The organism is Sphingobacterium olei (assembly GCF_005048855.1).
GTDB classification, from domain to species: Bacteria; Bacteroidota; Bacteroidia; order Sphingobacteriales; family Sphingobacteriaceae; genus Sphingobacterium; species Sphingobacterium olei.
Genome location: NZ_SUME01000009.1, coordinates 1 through 17,510, shown reverse-complemented (window position 1 = coordinate 17,510; position 17,510 = coordinate 1). Strand labels below are relative to the sequence as shown.

The following is a 17,510-nucleotide window of genomic DNA, read 5'->3' as shown; positions in this document are numbered from 1 at the left end:
TTTGTTAGACTGATGAGTGGAGGTTCCATTAACATTTAAATATACATTTATTACATGAAAAATCTAATTACTACTTTTTGTATGTTATTTATATCTCTGTCCGCTTTTTCACAGGAAATAGCTTATCAAGAGAAGAAGGATATGACGTATACTTCAAATGGTGATGCGTATAGTCGAGAAAGATGTAAAATAGATATTTATTATCCTGCAGGTAAGAAAGATTTTACAACGTTGATCTGGTTTCACGGCGGAGGCCTCACAGGAGGAAATAAAGAGATACCTGACTATTTAAAGAATAAGGGAATTGCTATTGTGGGCGTAGGGTATCGACTTTCTCCACAGGTAAAAGTAGAAGACATTATTCAAGACGCGGCTGATGCAGTCAAATGGACTTTCGAACATATCGCTGAATATGGGGGAAATATGCGGAAAATAGCATTAGGAGGGCATTCAGCAGGGGCGTATTTATCCTTAATGTTGGGATTGAATAGAAGTTATCTCGCCGATAGAAACATTTCTACTGAAATGTTATTGGGAATCGCCTCCCTTAGTTCTCAGGCTATTACACATTTTACTGCGCGAAAAGAAAAGGGATTGACCGAGTTTCAGCCTACTGTGGATGAACTTGCCCCCCTATTTTGGGTGCGCAAAGATGCTCCCCCTATTTTATTGATTACTGGTGACCGCGAATTGGAAATGGTCGGCCGATATGAAGAGAATGCCTATTTGAAACGTATGCTTCGGTTAGTGGGGCACCCTAATGTAAAGCTACTTGAATTAGATGGTTACGATCATGGGATGACTTATCCTGCCTATCCTTTATTACTCAGAGAGTTGGAAAATTGGACGAAAAAATGACAGTAAGCAAGCTTATTTTTTAGACTGGAGTTCTAATTTTGTAGTATAATTTACTGGCTATCCTGTCAGGATTTTGTATTAATATTGTTAGTATGGCTAAGAAGAATTATGTTTCAAATTCTACTGAATCCGTAAGGATGTTTAAGAATGATTTTTTAGAATCGTTAACAAAAATACATTATAGCGTGCCCATTATATTCTGGGTTCCTGTGATTATCTATTTTATCTGGAAATCATATTTGCAAGGGGCGATGTCTGCTGGTTTCGTAGCATTGTATTTTTTGTTTGGTCTAGCTTTTTGGACGTTGGCAGAATATGTATTGCATCGATGGATCTTTCATTTTGAACCCAAAAGTGCTTGGGGGCAGCGGATTCATTTTATTTTTCATGGGGTACATCACGATTATCCCAAAGATCGGTTGCGTCTTGTGATGCCTCTTTCTGCTAGTATACCGATGGCAACTATAATTTATATTTTGTTTAGTTTGTTTTTTACAGAATACACATTATCTGCTTTTTTTGCCGGTTTTCTATTAGGCTATCTCATCTATGATGAATGCCATTATGCAATGCATCATGCGAACTTCAAATCTGGGCTATTTAAGAAAATAAAAGATCATCATATGCTGCATCATTATTCTGATCCAGAAAAAGGATTTGGTGTAAGCTCTTACCTGTGGGATATAATTTTCGGTTCAGGGTTTTCTAAAAAGTCAAAGAGATAATCTTAAAATACCGTTTCGCTATGCCGCCGGGTGAGAGCAACATTTGATTTAACGATAGCCTTAAATGCATCAAAGTAGGAAATTGCCATTTTATCCCAATCGTAATGCTGGATGGTGTATTCCCTGTATTCCTGAGCGAGTTGTCTATAGTCGTCAGGATTCGATAATACTTGTTGAATTTGATTTCTCCACGCTATTGGATCTTTGCTCGTCAATAAAATTCCATTTTTGTGGTGCTGAATTGCGTCGGTAATGCCTTCGATTTCAGAAGCCAACACTAACGTGCCTGAAATTGAGGCTTCTAAGCAGACTAGGCCAAAACCTTCCATATCTCCATCTACATAGATATTAGGCATTAAAAAGGCAGTAGCATTCGCTAGTAAGATCTGAAGATCGTCAAAAGCGACTTTCCCTAAATGTTTTACCTGACGATTAATGCTAGGTTGTTTCAATAAGCTTCGAATCGCCTTTTCATCTGAAGGGTAGCCCAGAAACAGCGTAATCAACTGATAATATTTTTTTGGTAACAGGTCAATAAATCTTTCAAAAAAAGTAGTTTTTCTTTGAAATGGTCCTGCTAGAACTAGTTGTACATCTTGCGGTATTAAGGGTATTACATCATTGATGAACCAGGAAAATCCTTTTCGTTTTACCGGACGACCTAAAGTAAGTAAATATGGTTGATTTAAATTTAATTGTGGATACTTCCGCATCACATTTTCTTTATTGCTAATGTTTTGACTTCCCCGTGCCAGTCGATTATCCACGCCATTAGGAACAATAACTATTTTTTCAGCAGGGATTCCCCGTCGGATAATCGCATCGGCTGTCGCATGGCTTACGGCAATGATTAGATCGAATTTTTCGAATTGCGGGACTATTTTGTGTTGGAAATAACGTAGTGGGAACACCACATCCAGACCATGCAGGGTTAGGGCTTTTTGCAGATGCGTATAACCTTTGTGACGCAAAGATAATGAAGCAATCAGTCCATCATTAAAATGAATAAGACGGATGTTGGGATGTGCTTTAATTTTATTTAATATTCGTTTATTTAGTTTCCAGAAAAACATAAAAATTGATTCTTCCCTTTGGAATAGTATGTGATGTACTTTGGTAAGTTTACTCACGCCTTCTATAAGTTCAAAGCTCTGCTTTTCCATACCACCCGTAGCAGGTGGATATTTATGACTGACGAATAATATTTCGAAATCAGGCTGTGGTAATATTTCTGACATCTTTTTTGATAAAAAAATATAAAATGAATCCAATTGCAATCCAGCACAACTGACGCGTGCGACGTAGTAGGGAAACGGTAACCCATAAGCTTAAACTTGTAATACCAATGGTCGATAAAGCGAACTTGTTTCCCAATTCTTCTATCCCTAACTGTCCAGGAATGAAAGCACCAAGACTTTTGAATGCGATGCTGTACATATCCAGGAAGAGCCCATGAAGCACGCTAGCACGGTATCCCAGAAAATGTAAAATGAGATAAAATTCTAAGCTTCCGACGACCCAATGTAGGAAGAATAGAAAATAGGAATACCAAAAGGCTTTTTTATCATTTCGAAAGAAAAATTTAACATCAAATAATAGCATTTTAATATACCGTTTTAGTCGTCTGTAAGCAGATTCAGTATCATTCACAGGAATCGTTTCTAAGTGTTTACGTGTTCCCATCCATATAAACAACGCTATTTTGGCAATAATCAATACACTAATAAATGCATATAGCCAGAGACCGAATAAGCGTGAGATTCCAGAGCCAAAAGGTGATAAAAGTAGCCACAGGATCATCGATAAAAATAGAAGAACTTGTGATAGTATTGCTGTGATACGTGAAACAAGAACGGAGTTGAGCGCGATTTGTGTATCAACACAATATCGCTTAAGCAATTCTACCTTAAACAAATCACCTCCAACAATACTTGTAGGATTATACAAACCGACGGTCTCGCCGATTTGACGGACGATAAACAGTTGTGAAATACTAATTTTCCTTTTGTCTGCTCCTAAACACATCCGCCAGCCCCAGGTTCCTAAGAGGTACGCAAAAAAAGTACAGGCAAAAATGTATATAACACGAAAACCTATATTACTGATTTCTTTTTTTACGGCTGAGAGGTCAGTTTTCCAAATGAAGATAGCAATGAAGGCGAGCACGATTAGAAGCAGGCTCATCTTCAAACGTCTCTTTTGAATTCCTAATTTGTTGCCCATGCTAATTGTGCTGTTGGAAGATTCGTGAGCGACTGCATGTCTGAAAAATAACGTTGCGCGAGATTCTCCCAGTCCAGCTTTTTCACATAACTCAATCCGGCAAGTTGTAGATCCCCGTAAATAGCGGGTTGATCAATAAGACGCTGAATAAAATATGCATATTCTTTTGGGCTGTTCGGTGTACATTTAAAACCATTTTGTCCGTGTTTGACCAGACCGCCACTTCCTCCGCCGTTTGCAATCACGCAAGGGAGACCAGAGGCCATGGCTTCAACGACTACATTACCATAGGTTTCAGAAACGGAAGTGAATAGGAAAACATCTGAAGAAGCATATACTTTAGAAAGTTCCTCGTGATTTAGTTTGCCTAAAAAGAAAGCATTCGGCATCTGTGCCATAGCTTCCTTCTTTGCGTTACCATCACCAACCACGATGAAATTGTAATCCATATTCTGCGATTCCATGTAAGTGTAGATATCGATTAGCGTTTGGATGTTTTTTTCCCAAACAAGTCTACTAGCGAATAAGATATTAGGCTTTTTATTTTTTGTGATCTGTTGAATATAGTTAATATCTCGTTTACTAATTGAAAAGAGCTCTAAGTCAATACCTCGCTGCCAAAGCGTCATCTGTTCCCGCGCTATTCCCAGACGCTCCAATTCAGATATCATAGGCATGGAAGGGACATATAGCTGATCGCAAGCGTTGTAAAACTTTCGCATCGTGTGTTGAATCCAACGTTCCGCCACCTTAATGAACAAGGGTGCACGGCGGAGGTAATAAGGTATATAAGAAATAAAGTGGGTATGATAAATACTTAGTACCGGAATATTCTTTCTTTTTGCATATTTCAGCGCATAATATCCTAAAGGGGAGGGAGTAGAAATATGAATTGCATCTGGTGCAAAATTATCTAATGCCTGTTCCAAATCTCTTTTTACCACAAAGGGTATAGCCAAACTGTAATCCGTATTGATTGGTATATTAATAGATGGTACACGATAGGAGAGATAATGACGAAACGTTTCGGGCCCTTTTCCATAAATAAAAAAATACTCCATGGAACTGCTATCTAATCTGTTGATCAATTGAAACATGGTACGGGAGGCTCCGTCAAAATCTTCAATCAAAATTTCGGCAAAAAAAGCAACTCTTTTCATCTGTTTATTTTTTTCTATAAACCGGTAATTTTCACTAGCTAAAAATAAAATTCAGTTGTTTTTTTATTGCTAATTCTATATTAAAGTTGTGTAAATATGATACCAATTTATTGTCAATAATTTATATAAAAGATATATTTGATACATAAAATCTTAATCTATGGGGTTATGTCTTTAAGAAGGATGTACAGTAATTTTGTAACACAATATTACTATATTGTAGAAAGTACATTTTTTAGCATGAAATACTCATTAGTCATACACCCGGGTGCAGACGTTATAGATTACGTAAAGGATTTGAAAAAGCAATTGGAGCAGAATATTGGATGGTATGCTAGTGTCAATTCTTTGGCACATATTAGTATTTGTGAATTTGAGTCTGATGAAGTTGATGTTGCAAAAATTAAAACAAAACTCATTTATTTGGCAGAATTTGAAAAGGCTCAGTATGTTTATTTGAGTGATTTTAATCAGTACAAGCAACATACATTTTTCATCGAGCCCTCTTTATATTCCAAGGCTTATTTGAAAGATATGTTTCGTCGGGTAATTAACCATCTAAAGCCTCATATCGTTGGGTTAGAAGACAAAGGCAACGATCCGCATGTTACGATAGCGCGTAAATTGGATGAAAATAAAATGGCCGTAGCGAAGAAGTTATTTACGCATGTCGACAAAAGTTTTTTTTGTGATAGTTTCTCCCTACGCAAATTTAATTCGGATAAAGGGCAATACGAGATAATGCAGCGGTTTTCATTTGGAAATAAAAATAGAGAGGAGGGGCAGTTATCCCTGTTTTGAGAGTAAATATATGATATAAAAAAACGTCGCTCATTCATTTGAGCGACGTTTCCTTTATTTATTATTTTTGCCTTTTAGATCGGATGAAACCGAATTGTCATTGTCATCAGCGGACTGTGCTTTGACTATGATTTCTTTTTTCTCTTCATTATAATCGACATGCAAAACTGCATTGGTTTTTAATTCTCCTTTCAGAATTTCTTCCGCAATAGGATCTTCTAAATATTTCTGAATAGCACGTTTTAATGGGCGAGCTCCGAAATTTGTATCGTATCCTTTTTCCGCAATATGCTCTTTTGCTTTGGGTGTCAATTCGATGGTATGACCCAACGCTTCGATTCTACCAAATAAAGATTTCAGCTCGATATCGATAATTTTGAATATATTCTCTTTTGTTAATGAATTGAAAACAATAACATCATCAATACGATTTAAAAATTCTGGAGCGAAGGCACGTTTCAATGCGGTTTCAATCACACCTCGTGAATGCGCATCAGCTTGATTTTCTTTTGCTGCAGTGGTGAAGCCGACACCTTGACCAAATTCTTTTAATTGACGTACACCAATATTAGAAGTCATAATGATTATCGTATTACGGAAATCTACTTTACGACCCAAACTATCAGTCAATTGGCCTTCATCTAGCACTTGAAGTAATAAATTGAATACATCGGGGTGAGCTTTTTCGATTTCATCTAATAATACAACAGCATACGGTTTACGGCGTACTTTCTCTGTCAATTGTCCGCCTTCTTCATATCCCACATATCCTGGAGGCGCTCCAACCAAACGGGAAACGGCAAATTTTTCCATATATTCACTCATGTCTACCTGAATCAGCGAATCTTCTGAGTCAAACATGAATCGCGCAAGTTCTTTCGCCAATTCCGTTTTACCAACACCAGTAGGACCCAGAAAGATAAACGAACCGATTGGCTTTTTAGGATCCTTTAACCCAGCACGTGTGCGCTGGATCGCTTTTACCAACTTTTGTACGGCATCGTCCTGACCGATAATTCTATCTTTCATCGAATCGCCCATATTCAATAGCTTTTGACTGTCGGATTGGCTTACCCGTTGTACCGGAATACCGGTCATCATGGATACGACTTCTGCTACATTATCTTCAGTTACCTCATAACGTTTGGTTTTTGTTTCCGCTTCCCAAGCTGTTTTTTCACGTTCTAGCTCTTCGAGAAGTTTTTTCTCTGTATCACGAAGTTTAGCTGCTTCTTCGTATTTTTGAGAACGAACTACTTTGTTTTTCTCGATTTTTACCTCCTCGATTTTTTCTTCAATATCCAAAATCGATTGTGGCACGTGAATATTTGTCAAATGTACCCGTGAACCGGCCTCATCCAACGCATCAATAGCTTTATCGGGTAAAAAACGATCTGTGATATAGCGGGTTGTTAATGTCACACAAGCGTTGATTGCTTCTGGAGTATAATTAACATTGTGATGTTCTTCGTATTTGTCTTTGATACGGTTCAGGATTTCAATTGTTTCGTCATGACTAGCTGGCTCGATCATTACCTTTTGGAAACGACGATCTAAAGCACCATCTTTTTCAATAAACTGACGATATTCATCCAACGTCGTCGCGCCGATACATTGAATTTCGCCTCTTGCTAAAGCCGGTTTGAACATATTGGATGCATCCAAAGAGCCCGAAGCACCACCAGCACCTACAATAGTATGAATCTCGTCAATGAAAAGGATCACATCTGGAGATTTTTCCAATTCGTTCATGACCGCTTTCATGCGTTCTTCAAATTGCCCTCTATACTTAGTGCCTGCTACCAAAGAAGCAAGATCTAAAGTAACTACACGTTTGTTGAACAGTACACGTGAAACTTTACGTTGTACAATACGCAAAGCGAGGCCCTCAGCGATAGCCGATTTACCAACTCCTGGTTCACCGATCAGAATAGGATTATTTTTTTTTCGGCGGGAAAGAATTTGAGAAACACGTTCGATCTCTTTTTCGCGGCCAACAATGGGGTCTAACTTGCCATCTTCTGCTGCTCGGGTTAAATCGCGGCCAAAATTGTCTAAAACTGGAGTTTTAGATTTAATGTCCGATACTTTCTTAGGTGCAGAGAAGTTCTCTTCTTCGGCGTAGTCATCATCATTCGCGGGAGAGCCCGGAGCCTCATCGGTTATCGTCGTTTTATTTTGCTCCACTTCGTTTTTGAACAAGTCGTACGATACGTTATATTGTTGCAATATCTGTGATGCAATATTATCTTCATCGCGTAGAATAGCCAATAATAAATGTTCTGTTCCTATAATGTCACTTTTGAAAATTTTAGCTTCCAAATATGTTATTTTGAGAACTTTTTCTGCTTGTTTTGTCAGCGGCATATTTCCGATCGGTGCTCTTGAAATAGAAGAACCTTTTACGGCATCTTCTATCGATTGGCGTATTGCTCCGGTGTCTATAGTAAGATTTTTTAGTATTTTAATCGCTACACCATCACCTTCTCGGATCAGCCCTAGCAAAAGATGCTCCGTGCCAATATAGTCGTGTCGAAGACGTAAAGCTTCTTCGCGGCTGTATGAGATGACATCTTTTACTCTTGGTGAGAATTTTGCTTCCATGGATAATTACCTTTCTGTATTAAAATAAGTTAAGGATGTTATAAATGTAGGAAATAATTTATAAAACCCGTCCTTATTATTTTCTATAATTTATCAACAATCACGCCATAGCTGATAATAGTCAAATTGTCAGTTGTAGACACATATATTAAACGAATCTAGCCGAATTAATGCGACATTGCGTTTTATTTAGCGGAGTTAATTTAATACCTTTGAGAGGTACGTGATTTTTATTAAAAATATTGACTTAGATCTATGTCTGACGAAAAAATAATCTTTTCTATGGCTGGGGTAAATAAAATTTATCCCCCTCAAAAACAGGTTTTAAAAAATATATATTTATCGTTCTTCTACGGTGCCAAAATTGGGGTTATCGGTTTGAACGGTTCCGGTAAATCTTCCGTATTGAAGATTATTGCAGGGCTTGATAAATCCTATCAAGGTGAAGTGGTGTTTTCTCCAGGCTATTCTGTGGGGTATTTGGCGCAGGAACCCGAATTAGATACCGAAAAAACAGTACGGGAGATTGTAGAAGAAGGTGTTGCGGAAATAACGGCGACCTTGAAAGAGTACGAAGATATCAATGAAAAATTTGGTCTTCCTGAAGTTTACGAAAATCCAGATGAAATGGATAAACTGTTAATCCGACAAGGTGAGCTTCAAGATAAAATTGATGCAACAAATGCTTGGGAGTTAGATAGTAAATTGGAGCGTGCTATGGATGCTTTGCGTTGTCCGGAACCGGATGCTAAAATTGCCAATCTGTCAGGAGGAGAGCGCAGAAGGGTGGCATTGTGTCGTTTGTTGCTCCAAGAACCAGATGTTTTGCTGTTGGATGAACCAACCAATCACTTGGATGCCGAATCGATCGATTGGTTAGAACAGCATTTGAAACAATATAAAGGGACTGTAATTGCAGTAACGCACGATAGGTACTTCCTAGATAATGTTGCAGGCTGGATTCTTGAATTGGATCGAGGCGAAGGAATCCCTTGGAAAGGAAATTATTCCTCTTGGCTGGATCAAAAATCAAAGCGTTTAGCACAAGAGGAAAAACAAGAAACAAAACGTCAGAAAACACTCGAACGGGAACTAGAGTGGGTGAAAATGGCTCCTAAGGCACGGCATGCCAAATCTAAAGCCCGTCTTCACAATTACGAAAAATTAGCTTCAGAGGAAACAAAAGAACGCGAAGAAAAATTGGAACTTTTCATTCCACCGGGACCTCGATTGGGCAATGTGGTTATTGAAGCAAATAATATTTCTAAATCGTACGGAGATCGTATTCTGTTCGAAAACTTGAGCTTCTCGTTACCTCCGGCCGGAATTGTAGGAATTATTGGCCCCAATGGTGCTGGTAAAACAACGCTTTTCCGATTGATAACAGGGCAGGAAGTGCCGGATACAGGCACGTTTAAAGTTGGGGAAACGGTTGTATTGGGATATGTCGATCAGTTACATAATGATCTCGATCCAGACAAGTCAGTGTGGGAGAATATAACAGAAGGCAATGACAATATTTTGTTAGGTAACCGACCGACCAATTCCAGAGCCTACGTTTCCAAATTCAACTTTAATGGTGCAGATCAACAAAAGAAAGTTGGTGTGCTTTCGGGAGGGGAACGAAATCGTGTACATCTAGCAATTACATTGAAAAACGCTTCGAATGTTTTGCTATTGGATGAGCCTACCAACGATATTGATGTGAATACCTTGCGGGCGTTGGAAGAAGGACTTGAAAATTTCGGTGGATGTGCAGTAATCATTTCGCACGATAGATGGTTTCTAGATCGTATTTGTACACATATTCTCGCTTTTGAAGGTGATTCACAAGTATACTTCTTTGAAGGGAATTATACAGAGTATGAAGAAAACCGTAAAAAGCGCTTAGGAGATACAGGACCGAAACGTATTAAATACAAGAAATTAGTAAAGTAACGTGTTAGAGACAGCAAGATTATTAGAGGCTATCATTGATACGGCTATCGATGGTATAATTACGATTGATAGTAGAGGAACAGTCGAATCCATTAATCCTGCGGCACTCGAACTTTTCGGTTATGAAGCCTCCGAAGTAATTGGAAACAATGTCTCTATACTTATGCCTGAGCCCGATAGAGGTAATCATGACGGCTATATTCATAATTATAAAACGACAGGCCAGAAAAAGATTATAGGTATTGGTCGTGAAGTTCGGGGGAAGAAGAAAAATGGTACGACATTCCCTTTCCGTTTGGCTGTGAGTGAAGTCTTCTATAAAGATAAAAGTATTTTTACAGGTTTTATTCATGACTTGACAAAAGAAAAGCAGGCTGAGGATCGCTTGTTGAAACATACACTGGAATTGGAAGAAATTGTACGTGAACGTACCAAAAACCTTATTGGTTTGGTTTCGGAGTTGGAACGGGCGAAGGCGGATGTGAGTACTTCTTTGGAAAAAGAAAAAGAACTAAATCAGTTGAAATCCAGATTTGTATCGATGGCTTCTCATGAATTTCGAACGCCATTAAGTTCTGTACAGCTTTCAGCTTCATTGATCGAAAAATATATTGATCGACCTGATTTTCCAGCGGTGAAGAAGCATACGGCTCGCATTAAAGGAGCCGTTCAGCTGTTAAATAATATACTCAATGATTTTTTGTCTTTAGAAAAGCTAGAAGCTGGGGTTGTCGCGGTGAATAATAGGAATATTAATTTGGTGCATCTAGGGGAAGAAATTACGGAAGAAATGCAAATGATATGCAAAACGAATCAACTTATTGTTTATCAGCATACCGGATCAAAAGCGGAATTTTTACTGGATCAGCACCTTTTGAAAAATAGCATTATTAATCTGATCTCTAATGCGGTAAAATATTCCGGCGAGGATACTTTTATTGAGTTTTCGACGGAGATTAACGGAGATGCCTGTACAATCATTGTTAAGGATAATGGTATCGGTATTCCGGAAGAAGACCAAGTAAATTTGTTTGAGCCCTTTTTTAGGGCCCATAATACAGGTAATATTCCAGGGACGGGTTTAGGCCTGAATATCGTCAAAAGATATGTAAAACTAATGGGCGGTAGTTTGGAATACCAATCTGCAATCAATCAAGGAGCTATGTTTAAAATGACCTTTCTACAAAATACGTAATATATGGAAAAGAAAACTATTTTAATTATTGAAGATAACCTCGAAATTAGAGAAGGGACTGCTGAGATATTAGAATTAACGGGCGGTTACAATATTCTTACTGCGGAGGATGGTAAGATAGGGGTTGAAATGGCCACCAAACACTTGCCCGATTTGATTTTATGCGATATCATGATGCCTGAGCTAGATGGTTATGGTGTTCTGTATATGCTCCATAAGTATGATTCGACTGCAAATATCCCCTTCATTTTTTTAACAGCCAAATCCGAACGTGCTGATATGCGTAAAGCAATGGAGATGGGTGCCGATGATTATTTAATAAAACCGTTTGATGATATTGAGTTATTTAATGCGATCGAAAGCCGTTTCAGAAAAAGAGATAAACTATTATTGAATACAGAAGGTAGAATGAATCTGGAGTTGAATGACGAAGAGCAAAATTATCTTCTTCAGGATTTGGTAAAAGATTCCCGTGTTAAAACCTTCAGAAAAAAGCAATCCATTTTTGAAGTAGGAGACAATCCGATATTCCTCTATTTTATTATAAAGGGGAAAGTTAGATCCTTTCTGTACTACCAAGATGGCAGGGAGCTGTCTACTGGAATCCACATCGACGATCAGTTTTTCGGATACGAATCGATTTTGTTAAATGAAAAATATACAGACAATGCAGCCGCGTTGGAGGATTCTGAGTTAGCACTGATACCGAAAGAACGATTTTATGAACTCTTGCTCAAAAAGCCAGGTATTGCTGGAAAGTTTATTAAACTATTATCGGGTAATATAAAGGAAAAAGAAGAACAAATGCTTGGTTTTGCTTATGACTCCGTGCGTAAACGCGTAGCAAATGCGTTAGTAAATGTCGCGGAAAAAAATGTAAATCGGGAAGATAGAGGCGAAGTTCTGATTCGGATATCTAGAGATGATCTGGCAGCATTAGCAGGAACAGCCAATGAAACCATTAGTCGAATGCTGGCTGATTTTAAAGACGAAAAACTGATTACGAAGGAAGGTAATGCCATTCGAATTTATTCGGTAGAAAAGCTTCGAAATATCAAACAATAAAGATTCTGATGTTTAATCTAATCTCTCTGCTGAAAACTTTTTATAGCAGAGATAAACTAACAAACAAGAGAGATGCACTTCAAGGATGCATCTCTCTTGTTTTTAGATCAATGTATTCCGGACAGACTAGTTTAGCAGCGTCATCTGTGATGAAAGTCATTTATTAAGTTGATGCACTACATTCATAACTATTCAATTGTCTTGTAGCTTTGAACTTAAATCATGAAAGTAGTAGCGTACAATATCAAAGAATACGAAAAAGAGTTGCTTGCCAAAGCAAATGCAAAGGTTCATGATTTAACCCTGATTTCTAATAAACTGAGTTCCAGTACCCTCCACTATGCTATGGGAAAGGATGCTATAATAATTTCAGATAAAGATATTTTGGATTTGCAGTTACTTAATGAATTGGATAGAATTGGAATCAAACACATTGTTACACGATCCATATCGACGACTCATATTGACTTAGTACATGCCGGGTTATTAAAATTGCATGTAGCAAATACACCTTTTGAAGACCAATCGCTTAAAGGGATTTGCGAACAAGTGGTATTGAATTTAAATCAATGGAGTAATGACGGTTGTGCGGGATTTGCGTGTCGATGTATGATGAAATGTGCAAAAAAAGAAGAATTTTTGGAAGATGAAAGAAATAGATTCAAACGTGCTGATCACGAAATATAATACAGCTGCTCCGCGCTATACAAGTTATCCTACGGTGCCATTTTGGGAAAATACTTTATTTAATGCAAGAGATTGGAAGTTTCAGGTTCACGATAATTATTTGAAATCTAAAGCTGCAGGAATAAGTATTTATATACATCTACCTTATTGTGAAAGCCTTTGTACATATTGTGGCTGTAATACCCGTATTACTAAAAATCATCAAGTGGAAGATCCGTATATCCGTTCAGTACTCAAAGAATGGGACATGTACAAAGATATGTTAGGAGGAGGTTCTATTAAAATAAGTGAGATTCATTTAGGTGGAGGAACGCCAACTTTTTTTCAGCCAGAAAATTTAATACAGCTTATCAATGGTATTTTAGCAGGAAATGAAAAAAGTGACGACGCATCTTTTTCTTTTGAAGCTCATCCTGCCAATACCACAGAACAACATCTAAAAATCTTATACGGATTGGGATTTAAGCGGTTAAGTTTAGGGATACAGGACTTTGATCAGCGTGTTCAGTCTATTATTAATAGGCATCAGACGATAGAAGATGTATCCCGTGTAATGGAACAAGCGCGTAAGATTGGATATGAATCCATTAATTTCGACCTGATCTATGGTCTTCCCCTACAGACTTTCAAGTCAATCGAGATGACGCTAGAAAGATCTCTTTCGATGGCTCCGGATCGTATTTCCTTTTATAGTTATGCCCATGTGCCTTGGATTAAACCAGGTCAACGCCGTTTTACAGAACGTGATCTTCCGGTTGGAAAAGAAAAATTAAATCTTTATAAATTAGGACGGCAAATGATTAAGCAAGCAGGATATCGAGATGTAGGTATGGATCATTTCTCGAAAACAACCGATAGGTTATATAATGCTTCGCAAGACGGAAAGCTACACCGAAATTTTATGGGTTATGCTGATCGCTATACGCCAATGATGGTTGGGCTAGGCGTTTCTTCTATCAGTGATGTCTGGACCGCCTTTGCACAAAATGTAAAAACGGTGGAAGAATACCATCATTTAATTGCCGAAAATAAATTACCTGTAGTTAAGGGGCATTTGTTGAATGAAGAGGATCTCTACATCCGTCAATATATATTAGATATGATGTGCCGTGGAAGAGTAAATTTGATAAGTGGATTCCATTTGAACGCTAAAATTATTGAACGTTTACAACCATTGATATCAGACGGACTAGTAGAGGTCGATCAACATATTGTTACGGTTACAGAAATAGGGAAGTCGTTTTTAAGGAATATTTGTATGGAGTTTGATGAAAGACTTCAGGTAAGTAGAGAAAGCGAAAATCTGTTTAGTCAAGCAATTTAGAATTATGGCAACACACAATAGTTTGGAGATAGCAACATCCTGTTACCATTGTGGGGATGCAGTAACAGGTACAACTTATTTTTTAGAAGATCGTACATTCTGCTGTTTAGGATGCCAGACCGTATATCAGGTTTTAGAGGAAAATAACCTTCAAAGCTATTATAAATATAATGCCCATCCCGGCAAATCAAAAAATGCAAATCAAACAGATCTAAGTTATTTGGAAGAGCCAAATATCGTTGCAAAAATCGTTGATTACCAAGATCCCGAAATCACTGTTATTACGTTTTATATTCCAGTTATCCATTGCAGTTCGTGTATCTGGCTGCTAGAGCATTTATACAAATTAGACTCTGCTATAACAAGCTCGCAAGTGGATTTTATGAAAAAGCAAGCTAATATTACTTTTAAAAATCAGGGGATTTCGTTGCGGAAGCTGGTTCAGTTGCTAATCAATATAGGGTATGAGCCAAAGATAACCTTGCAAGACGTTGTAAAAGAAGGTAAGAAAATCAACCACGGAGGGCTTTTAAGGAAAATTACGGTTGCTGGATTTTGCTTTGGTAATTCTATGATGATTAGCTTTCCCGACTATTTTGGAATGGGGGCTTTTGAGCGTGAGTATGCTAGCTTTTTTGGGTACATGAATTTGATATTCGGTATACCTGTTTTGCTCTATAGCGCGTCGGACTATTTTAAATCTGCATGGTATAGTTTGAAGCAAAAGAGATTGAATTTGGATGTGCCTTTAGCACTGGGAATTCTGGTACTATTTGTACGGTCGGCCTATGAGATTTTAACACAAACGGGGGCCGGATTTATAGATACACTCTGTAGTTTGGTGTTTTTTATTCTTATTGGTAAGTGGGTACAGCAACGAACGTATTATCATATCTCATTTGAGCGCGATTACCGTTCTTATTTTCCGGTGGCGGTCACGGTATTGCAAAATAAAGTAGATCAACCCAAGCAAATCTCAGATTTACAGGTAGGCGACCGGATCCTGGTACGTAATAATGAAATCATTCCCGCAGATTCTATTTTGTTGAAAGGAAATGCATCTGTGGACTTCAGTTTCGTTACCGGAGAAAGCAAGCCTGTTGATAAAACTTTAGGTGAATTGGTGTATGCAGGTGGACGCCAGATAGGAGGAGCCATAGAGCTGGAGGTTGTTAAACCCGTGTTGCAGAGTTACCTTACCCGTCTTTGGAATAATGAAGCATTTAAAAGCTATGAGAAAAAATTTGAAACCTTTGTGGAGTTTATTAGTAAGTACTTTACCGTCGCATTAATTTCGATCGCACTGATAGCAGCTTTGTTTTGGATATTGGGTGAAAATGCTGATAGAGCTTGGGGAGCATTTACGGCTGTATTAATTATTGCATGTCCGTGTGCGTTGGCATTGAGTTCTCCGTTTACCCTGTCGGCAGCACTTAGTATTTTTGATAGAAATAAATTGTATGTAAAAAATACATCTGCCATTGAACAGATGGCCGCAATAGATACCGTTGTATTCGATAAAACAGGGACGATTTCTTCGCCAAGATCTTCATCGATGTGCTTTGATGGTGAACTAACAAAAATGGAGAGACAGATTGTTTCTTCCATTTGTCGAAATTCTAGTCATCCGTTGAGCCGGGAGATTGTCAAATGGCTGGATGAAGATCATATTTTACCTATCGAGCAGTATACTGAAATAGTCGGTGGTGGACAAGAGGCAGTTTATCAAGATTATATTGTACGTATAGGTAGTGCAGGTTTTGTTAAATATTCTGGGACAGCAAATGCAGGGTCTGTGGTGTATGTCAATATAAATGGACAAATCAAGGGGTGTTTTGAGCTGGAGCAATCGTGGCGTATAGGTTTATCTGATGTGGTAAGTGAATTAAGAAATAAAACATACGACCTACACTTGATATCTGGTGATAATGAACGACGGGCGGATACGCTTCGGTTAATCTTTCCGCAACAGGCAAGACTTTTGTTCAATCAGACACCAACGGATAAGTTGACACGTATAAAGGCGTGGCAGAAGGAGGGCAAAAGTGTATGCATGTTAGGGGATGGGCTGAATGATGCTGGCGCTCTTCGCATAGCGAATTTCGGAATTGCTGTCTCAGATGATATTAATAATTTTTCTCCAGGTTGTGATGCCATTTTAGACGGAGAACGTTTCGATAAATTACCTCAATTTTTTGGATTTGCTAAGGATGCGGTAAAGGTAATCAAAATGAGTTTCACCATATCGATCTCTTATAACGTTATCGGGTTAAGTTTTGCTGTCCAAGGTACCATGTCTCCGTTATTTGCAGCTATATTAATGCCTGTCAGTACGGTCACTATTATCTCATTCACCAGTTTGATGACCCGATGGTATGCGAAACGAAGAAGATTGGTTTAAGATAAATGTATAGTTATACGCGTATTGGTGTCAATAAAAAGTAAGATTTTAGCTTTTGAATTTTAAAAATGAATATCATATTTATGTTAATTGGATGTAGTGTGTTAATAGCGCTAATATTTTTATTCGCTTTTTTCTGGGCTAATATGAGTGGGCAACACGAGGATACTTGCACACCTTCCATCCGAATTTTATTTGAAGACGAGGTCAATAAGAAAGACAGTTCTTGTGAATAATCGTATTGTAGTATTGTGCTGCTAATCTTCAATTGCAACCAAAGCCCCCAATTCCTAGGGACTTTTTTCGCCCTTTCTTCGGACGTTCTTCGCCCGTTTTTCGGCCATTGCGTTACCGCTGCATCACATTTGTCTTAGGGCTGTCTTACCTTTTCTTGGACAGCCTTAAGATAATTCCAAGTGAATACTAAGGCAAGCCTAATATACCGGGCTAAGAAGGCCGGGTATTGGCCAGAAAAAAGGTTGGGGAAGGTGTTTCCGCTCACCGTATTTTCTTGGAGGAAAGCGGGGTG

At 38.2% G+C, this 17,510-nt stretch carries 14 protein-coding genes; 10 read left to right on the top strand and 4 right to left on the bottom strand.

Going from position 1 to position 17,510, the window contains the following annotated elements; translation table 11 throughout:
* The first annotated feature begins 81 nt into the window (after positions 1-81).
* Together FAZ15_RS18655 and FAZ15_RS18650 are read left to right on the top strand one after the other, a co-directional pair.
* Positions 82-858 (top strand): alpha/beta hydrolase, encoded by a 777-nt coding sequence (locus FAZ15_RS18655; RefSeq protein WP_238387315.1) that lies wholly within the window; start codon positions 82-84, stop codon positions 856-858.
* A gap of 92 nt (positions 859-950) precedes the next feature.
* A complete protein-coding gene (locus FAZ15_RS18650) occupies positions 951-1,583 on the top strand; it encodes a sterol desaturase family protein (protein WP_238387314.1) in 633 nt (210 codons plus the stop codon).
* 2 nt (positions 1,584-1,585) lie between these two features.
* Here FAZ15_RS18650 and FAZ15_RS18645 read toward each other — a convergent pair whose 3' ends face one another.
* Genes FAZ15_RS18645 through FAZ15_RS18635 form a run of 3 tightly spaced genes read right to left on the bottom strand, consistent with a single transcriptional unit; the run spans position 1,586 to position 4,966 of the window.
* Positions 1,586-2,821 (bottom strand): glycosyltransferase family 4 protein, encoded by a 1,236-nt coding sequence (locus FAZ15_RS18645; protein ID WP_136902831.1) that lies wholly within the window; start codon positions 2,819-2,821, stop codon positions 1,586-1,588.
* A complete protein-coding gene (locus FAZ15_RS18640) occupies positions 2,796-3,806 on the bottom strand; it encodes a lysylphosphatidylglycerol synthase transmembrane domain-containing protein (RefSeq protein WP_136902830.1) in 1,011 nt (336 codons plus the stop codon). Before FAZ15_RS18640 ends, FAZ15_RS18645 begins: the two co-directional genes overlap by 26 nt.
* Positions 3,791-4,966: a glycosyltransferase family 4 protein gene (locus FAZ15_RS18635; RefSeq protein WP_136902829.1), complete on the bottom strand. Its 1,176-nt coding sequence runs from the start codon at positions 4,964-4,966 to the stop codon at positions 3,791-3,793. Before FAZ15_RS18635 ends, FAZ15_RS18640 begins: the two co-directional genes overlap by 16 nt.
* 240 nt (positions 4,967-5,206) lie before the next feature.
* Here FAZ15_RS18635 and FAZ15_RS18630 point away from each other — a divergent pair, with 240 nt between their 5' ends.
* Complete coding sequence (locus FAZ15_RS18630; protein ID WP_136902828.1) at positions 5,207-5,767, top strand: 2'-5' RNA ligase family protein; 561 nt, start codon at positions 5,207-5,209, stop codon at positions 5,765-5,767.
* A gap of 54 nt (positions 5,768-5,821) precedes the next feature.
* On the opposite strand, the gene FAZ15_RS18625 is transcribed toward FAZ15_RS18630, so the two are convergent.
* Complete coding sequence (locus FAZ15_RS18625) at positions 5,822-8,371, bottom strand: ATP-dependent Clp protease ATP-binding subunit (protein WP_136902827.1); 2,550 nt, start codon at positions 8,369-8,371, stop codon at positions 5,822-5,824.
* A gap of 255 nt (positions 8,372-8,626) precedes the next feature.
* On the opposite strand from FAZ15_RS18625, the gene ettA reads away from it, so the two are divergent.
* From ettA to ccoS, 7 genes are all read left to right on the top strand, one after another.
* On the top strand, positions 8,627-10,309 hold the full coding sequence (gene ettA, locus FAZ15_RS18620; RefSeq protein ID WP_136902826.1) for an energy-dependent translational throttle protein EttA: 1,683 nt from the start codon (positions 8,627-8,629) through the stop codon (positions 10,307-10,309).
* 1 nt (position 10,310) lies between these two features.
* Entirely contained in the window at positions 10,311-11,504 is a 1,194-nt protein-coding gene (locus tag FAZ15_RS18615) for a PAS domain-containing sensor histidine kinase (RefSeq protein WP_136902825.1), read from the top strand.
* A 3-nt stretch (positions 11,505-11,507) separates the two neighbouring features.
* Entirely contained in the window at positions 11,508-12,569 is a 1,062-nt protein-coding gene (locus FAZ15_RS18610) for a response regulator (RefSeq protein ID WP_136902824.1), read from the top strand.
* Between the two features lie 222 nt (positions 12,570-12,791).
* A complete protein-coding gene (locus tag FAZ15_RS18605; RefSeq protein WP_136902823.1) occupies positions 12,792-13,256 on the top strand; it encodes a Rossmann-fold NAD(P)-binding domain-containing protein in 465 nt (154 codons plus the stop codon).
* Positions 13,216-14,580, top strand: a complete 1,365-nt coding sequence (gene hemN, locus FAZ15_RS18600) for an oxygen-independent coproporphyrinogen III oxidase (protein WP_136902822.1) — start codon at positions 13,216-13,218, stop codon at positions 14,578-14,580. The genes FAZ15_RS18605 and hemN overlap by 41 nt, the downstream gene beginning before the upstream one ends.
* 4 nt (positions 14,581-14,584) lie before the next feature.
* Positions 14,585-16,981: a heavy metal translocating P-type ATPase gene (locus tag FAZ15_RS18595; RefSeq protein ID WP_136902821.1), complete on the top strand. Its 2,397-nt coding sequence runs from the start codon at positions 14,585-14,587 to the stop codon at positions 16,979-16,981.
* 68 nt (positions 16,982-17,049) lie between these two features.
* Positions 17,050-17,217, top strand: a complete 168-nt coding sequence (ccoS, locus tag FAZ15_RS18590; RefSeq protein ID WP_136902820.1) for a cbb3-type cytochrome oxidase assembly protein CcoS — start codon at positions 17,050-17,052, stop codon at positions 17,215-17,217.
* Positions 17,218-17,510 lie beyond the last annotated feature (293 nt).

Bases quoted from the DNA above. Each gene is read 5' to 3' on its own strand.
- FAZ15_RS18610 (WP_136902824.1), top strand. From the start codon at position 11,508: ATGGAAAAGAAAACTATTTTAATTATTGAAGATAACCTCGAAATTAGA.
- FAZ15_RS18655 (WP_238387315.1), top strand. From the start codon at position 82: ATGTTATTTATATCTCTGTCCGCTTTTTCACAGGAAATAGCTTATCAA.
- FAZ15_RS18635 (WP_136902829.1), bottom strand. From the start codon at position 4,966: ATGAAAAGAGTTGCTTTTTTTGCCGAAATTTTGATTGAAGATTTTGAC.
- FAZ15_RS18645 (WP_136902831.1), bottom strand. From the start codon at position 2,821: ATGTCAGAAATATTACCACAGCCTGATTTCGAAATATTATTCGTCAGT.
- FAZ15_RS18605 (WP_136902823.1), top strand. From the start codon at position 12,792: ATGAAAGTAGTAGCGTACAATATCAAAGAATACGAAAAAGAGTTGCTT.
- FAZ15_RS18595 (WP_136902821.1), top strand. From the start codon at position 14,585: ATGGCAACACACAATAGTTTGGAGATAGCAACATCCTGTTACCATTGT.
- FAZ15_RS18630 (WP_136902828.1), top strand. From the start codon at position 5,207: ATGAAATACTCATTAGTCATACACCCGGGTGCAGACGTTATAGATTAC.
- FAZ15_RS18650 (WP_238387314.1), top strand. From the start codon at position 951: ATGGCTAAGAAGAATTATGTTTCAAATTCTACTGAATCCGTAAGGATG.
- ccoS (WP_136902820.1), top strand. From the start codon at position 17,050: ATGAATATCATATTTATGTTAATTGGATGTAGTGTGTTAATAGCGCTA.
- FAZ15_RS18640 (WP_136902830.1), bottom strand. From the start codon at position 3,806: ATGGGCAACAAATTAGGAATTCAAAAGAGACGTTTGAAGATGAGCCTG.
- ettA (WP_136902826.1), top strand. From the start codon at position 8,627: ATGTCTGACGAAAAAATAATCTTTTCTATGGCTGGGGTAAATAAAATT.
- FAZ15_RS18625 (WP_136902827.1), bottom strand. From the start codon at position 8,371: ATGGAAGCAAAATTCTCACCAAGAGTAAAAGATGTCATCTCATACAGC.
- hemN (WP_136902822.1), top strand. From the start codon at position 13,216: ATGAAAGAAATAGATTCAAACGTGCTGATCACGAAATATAATACAGCT.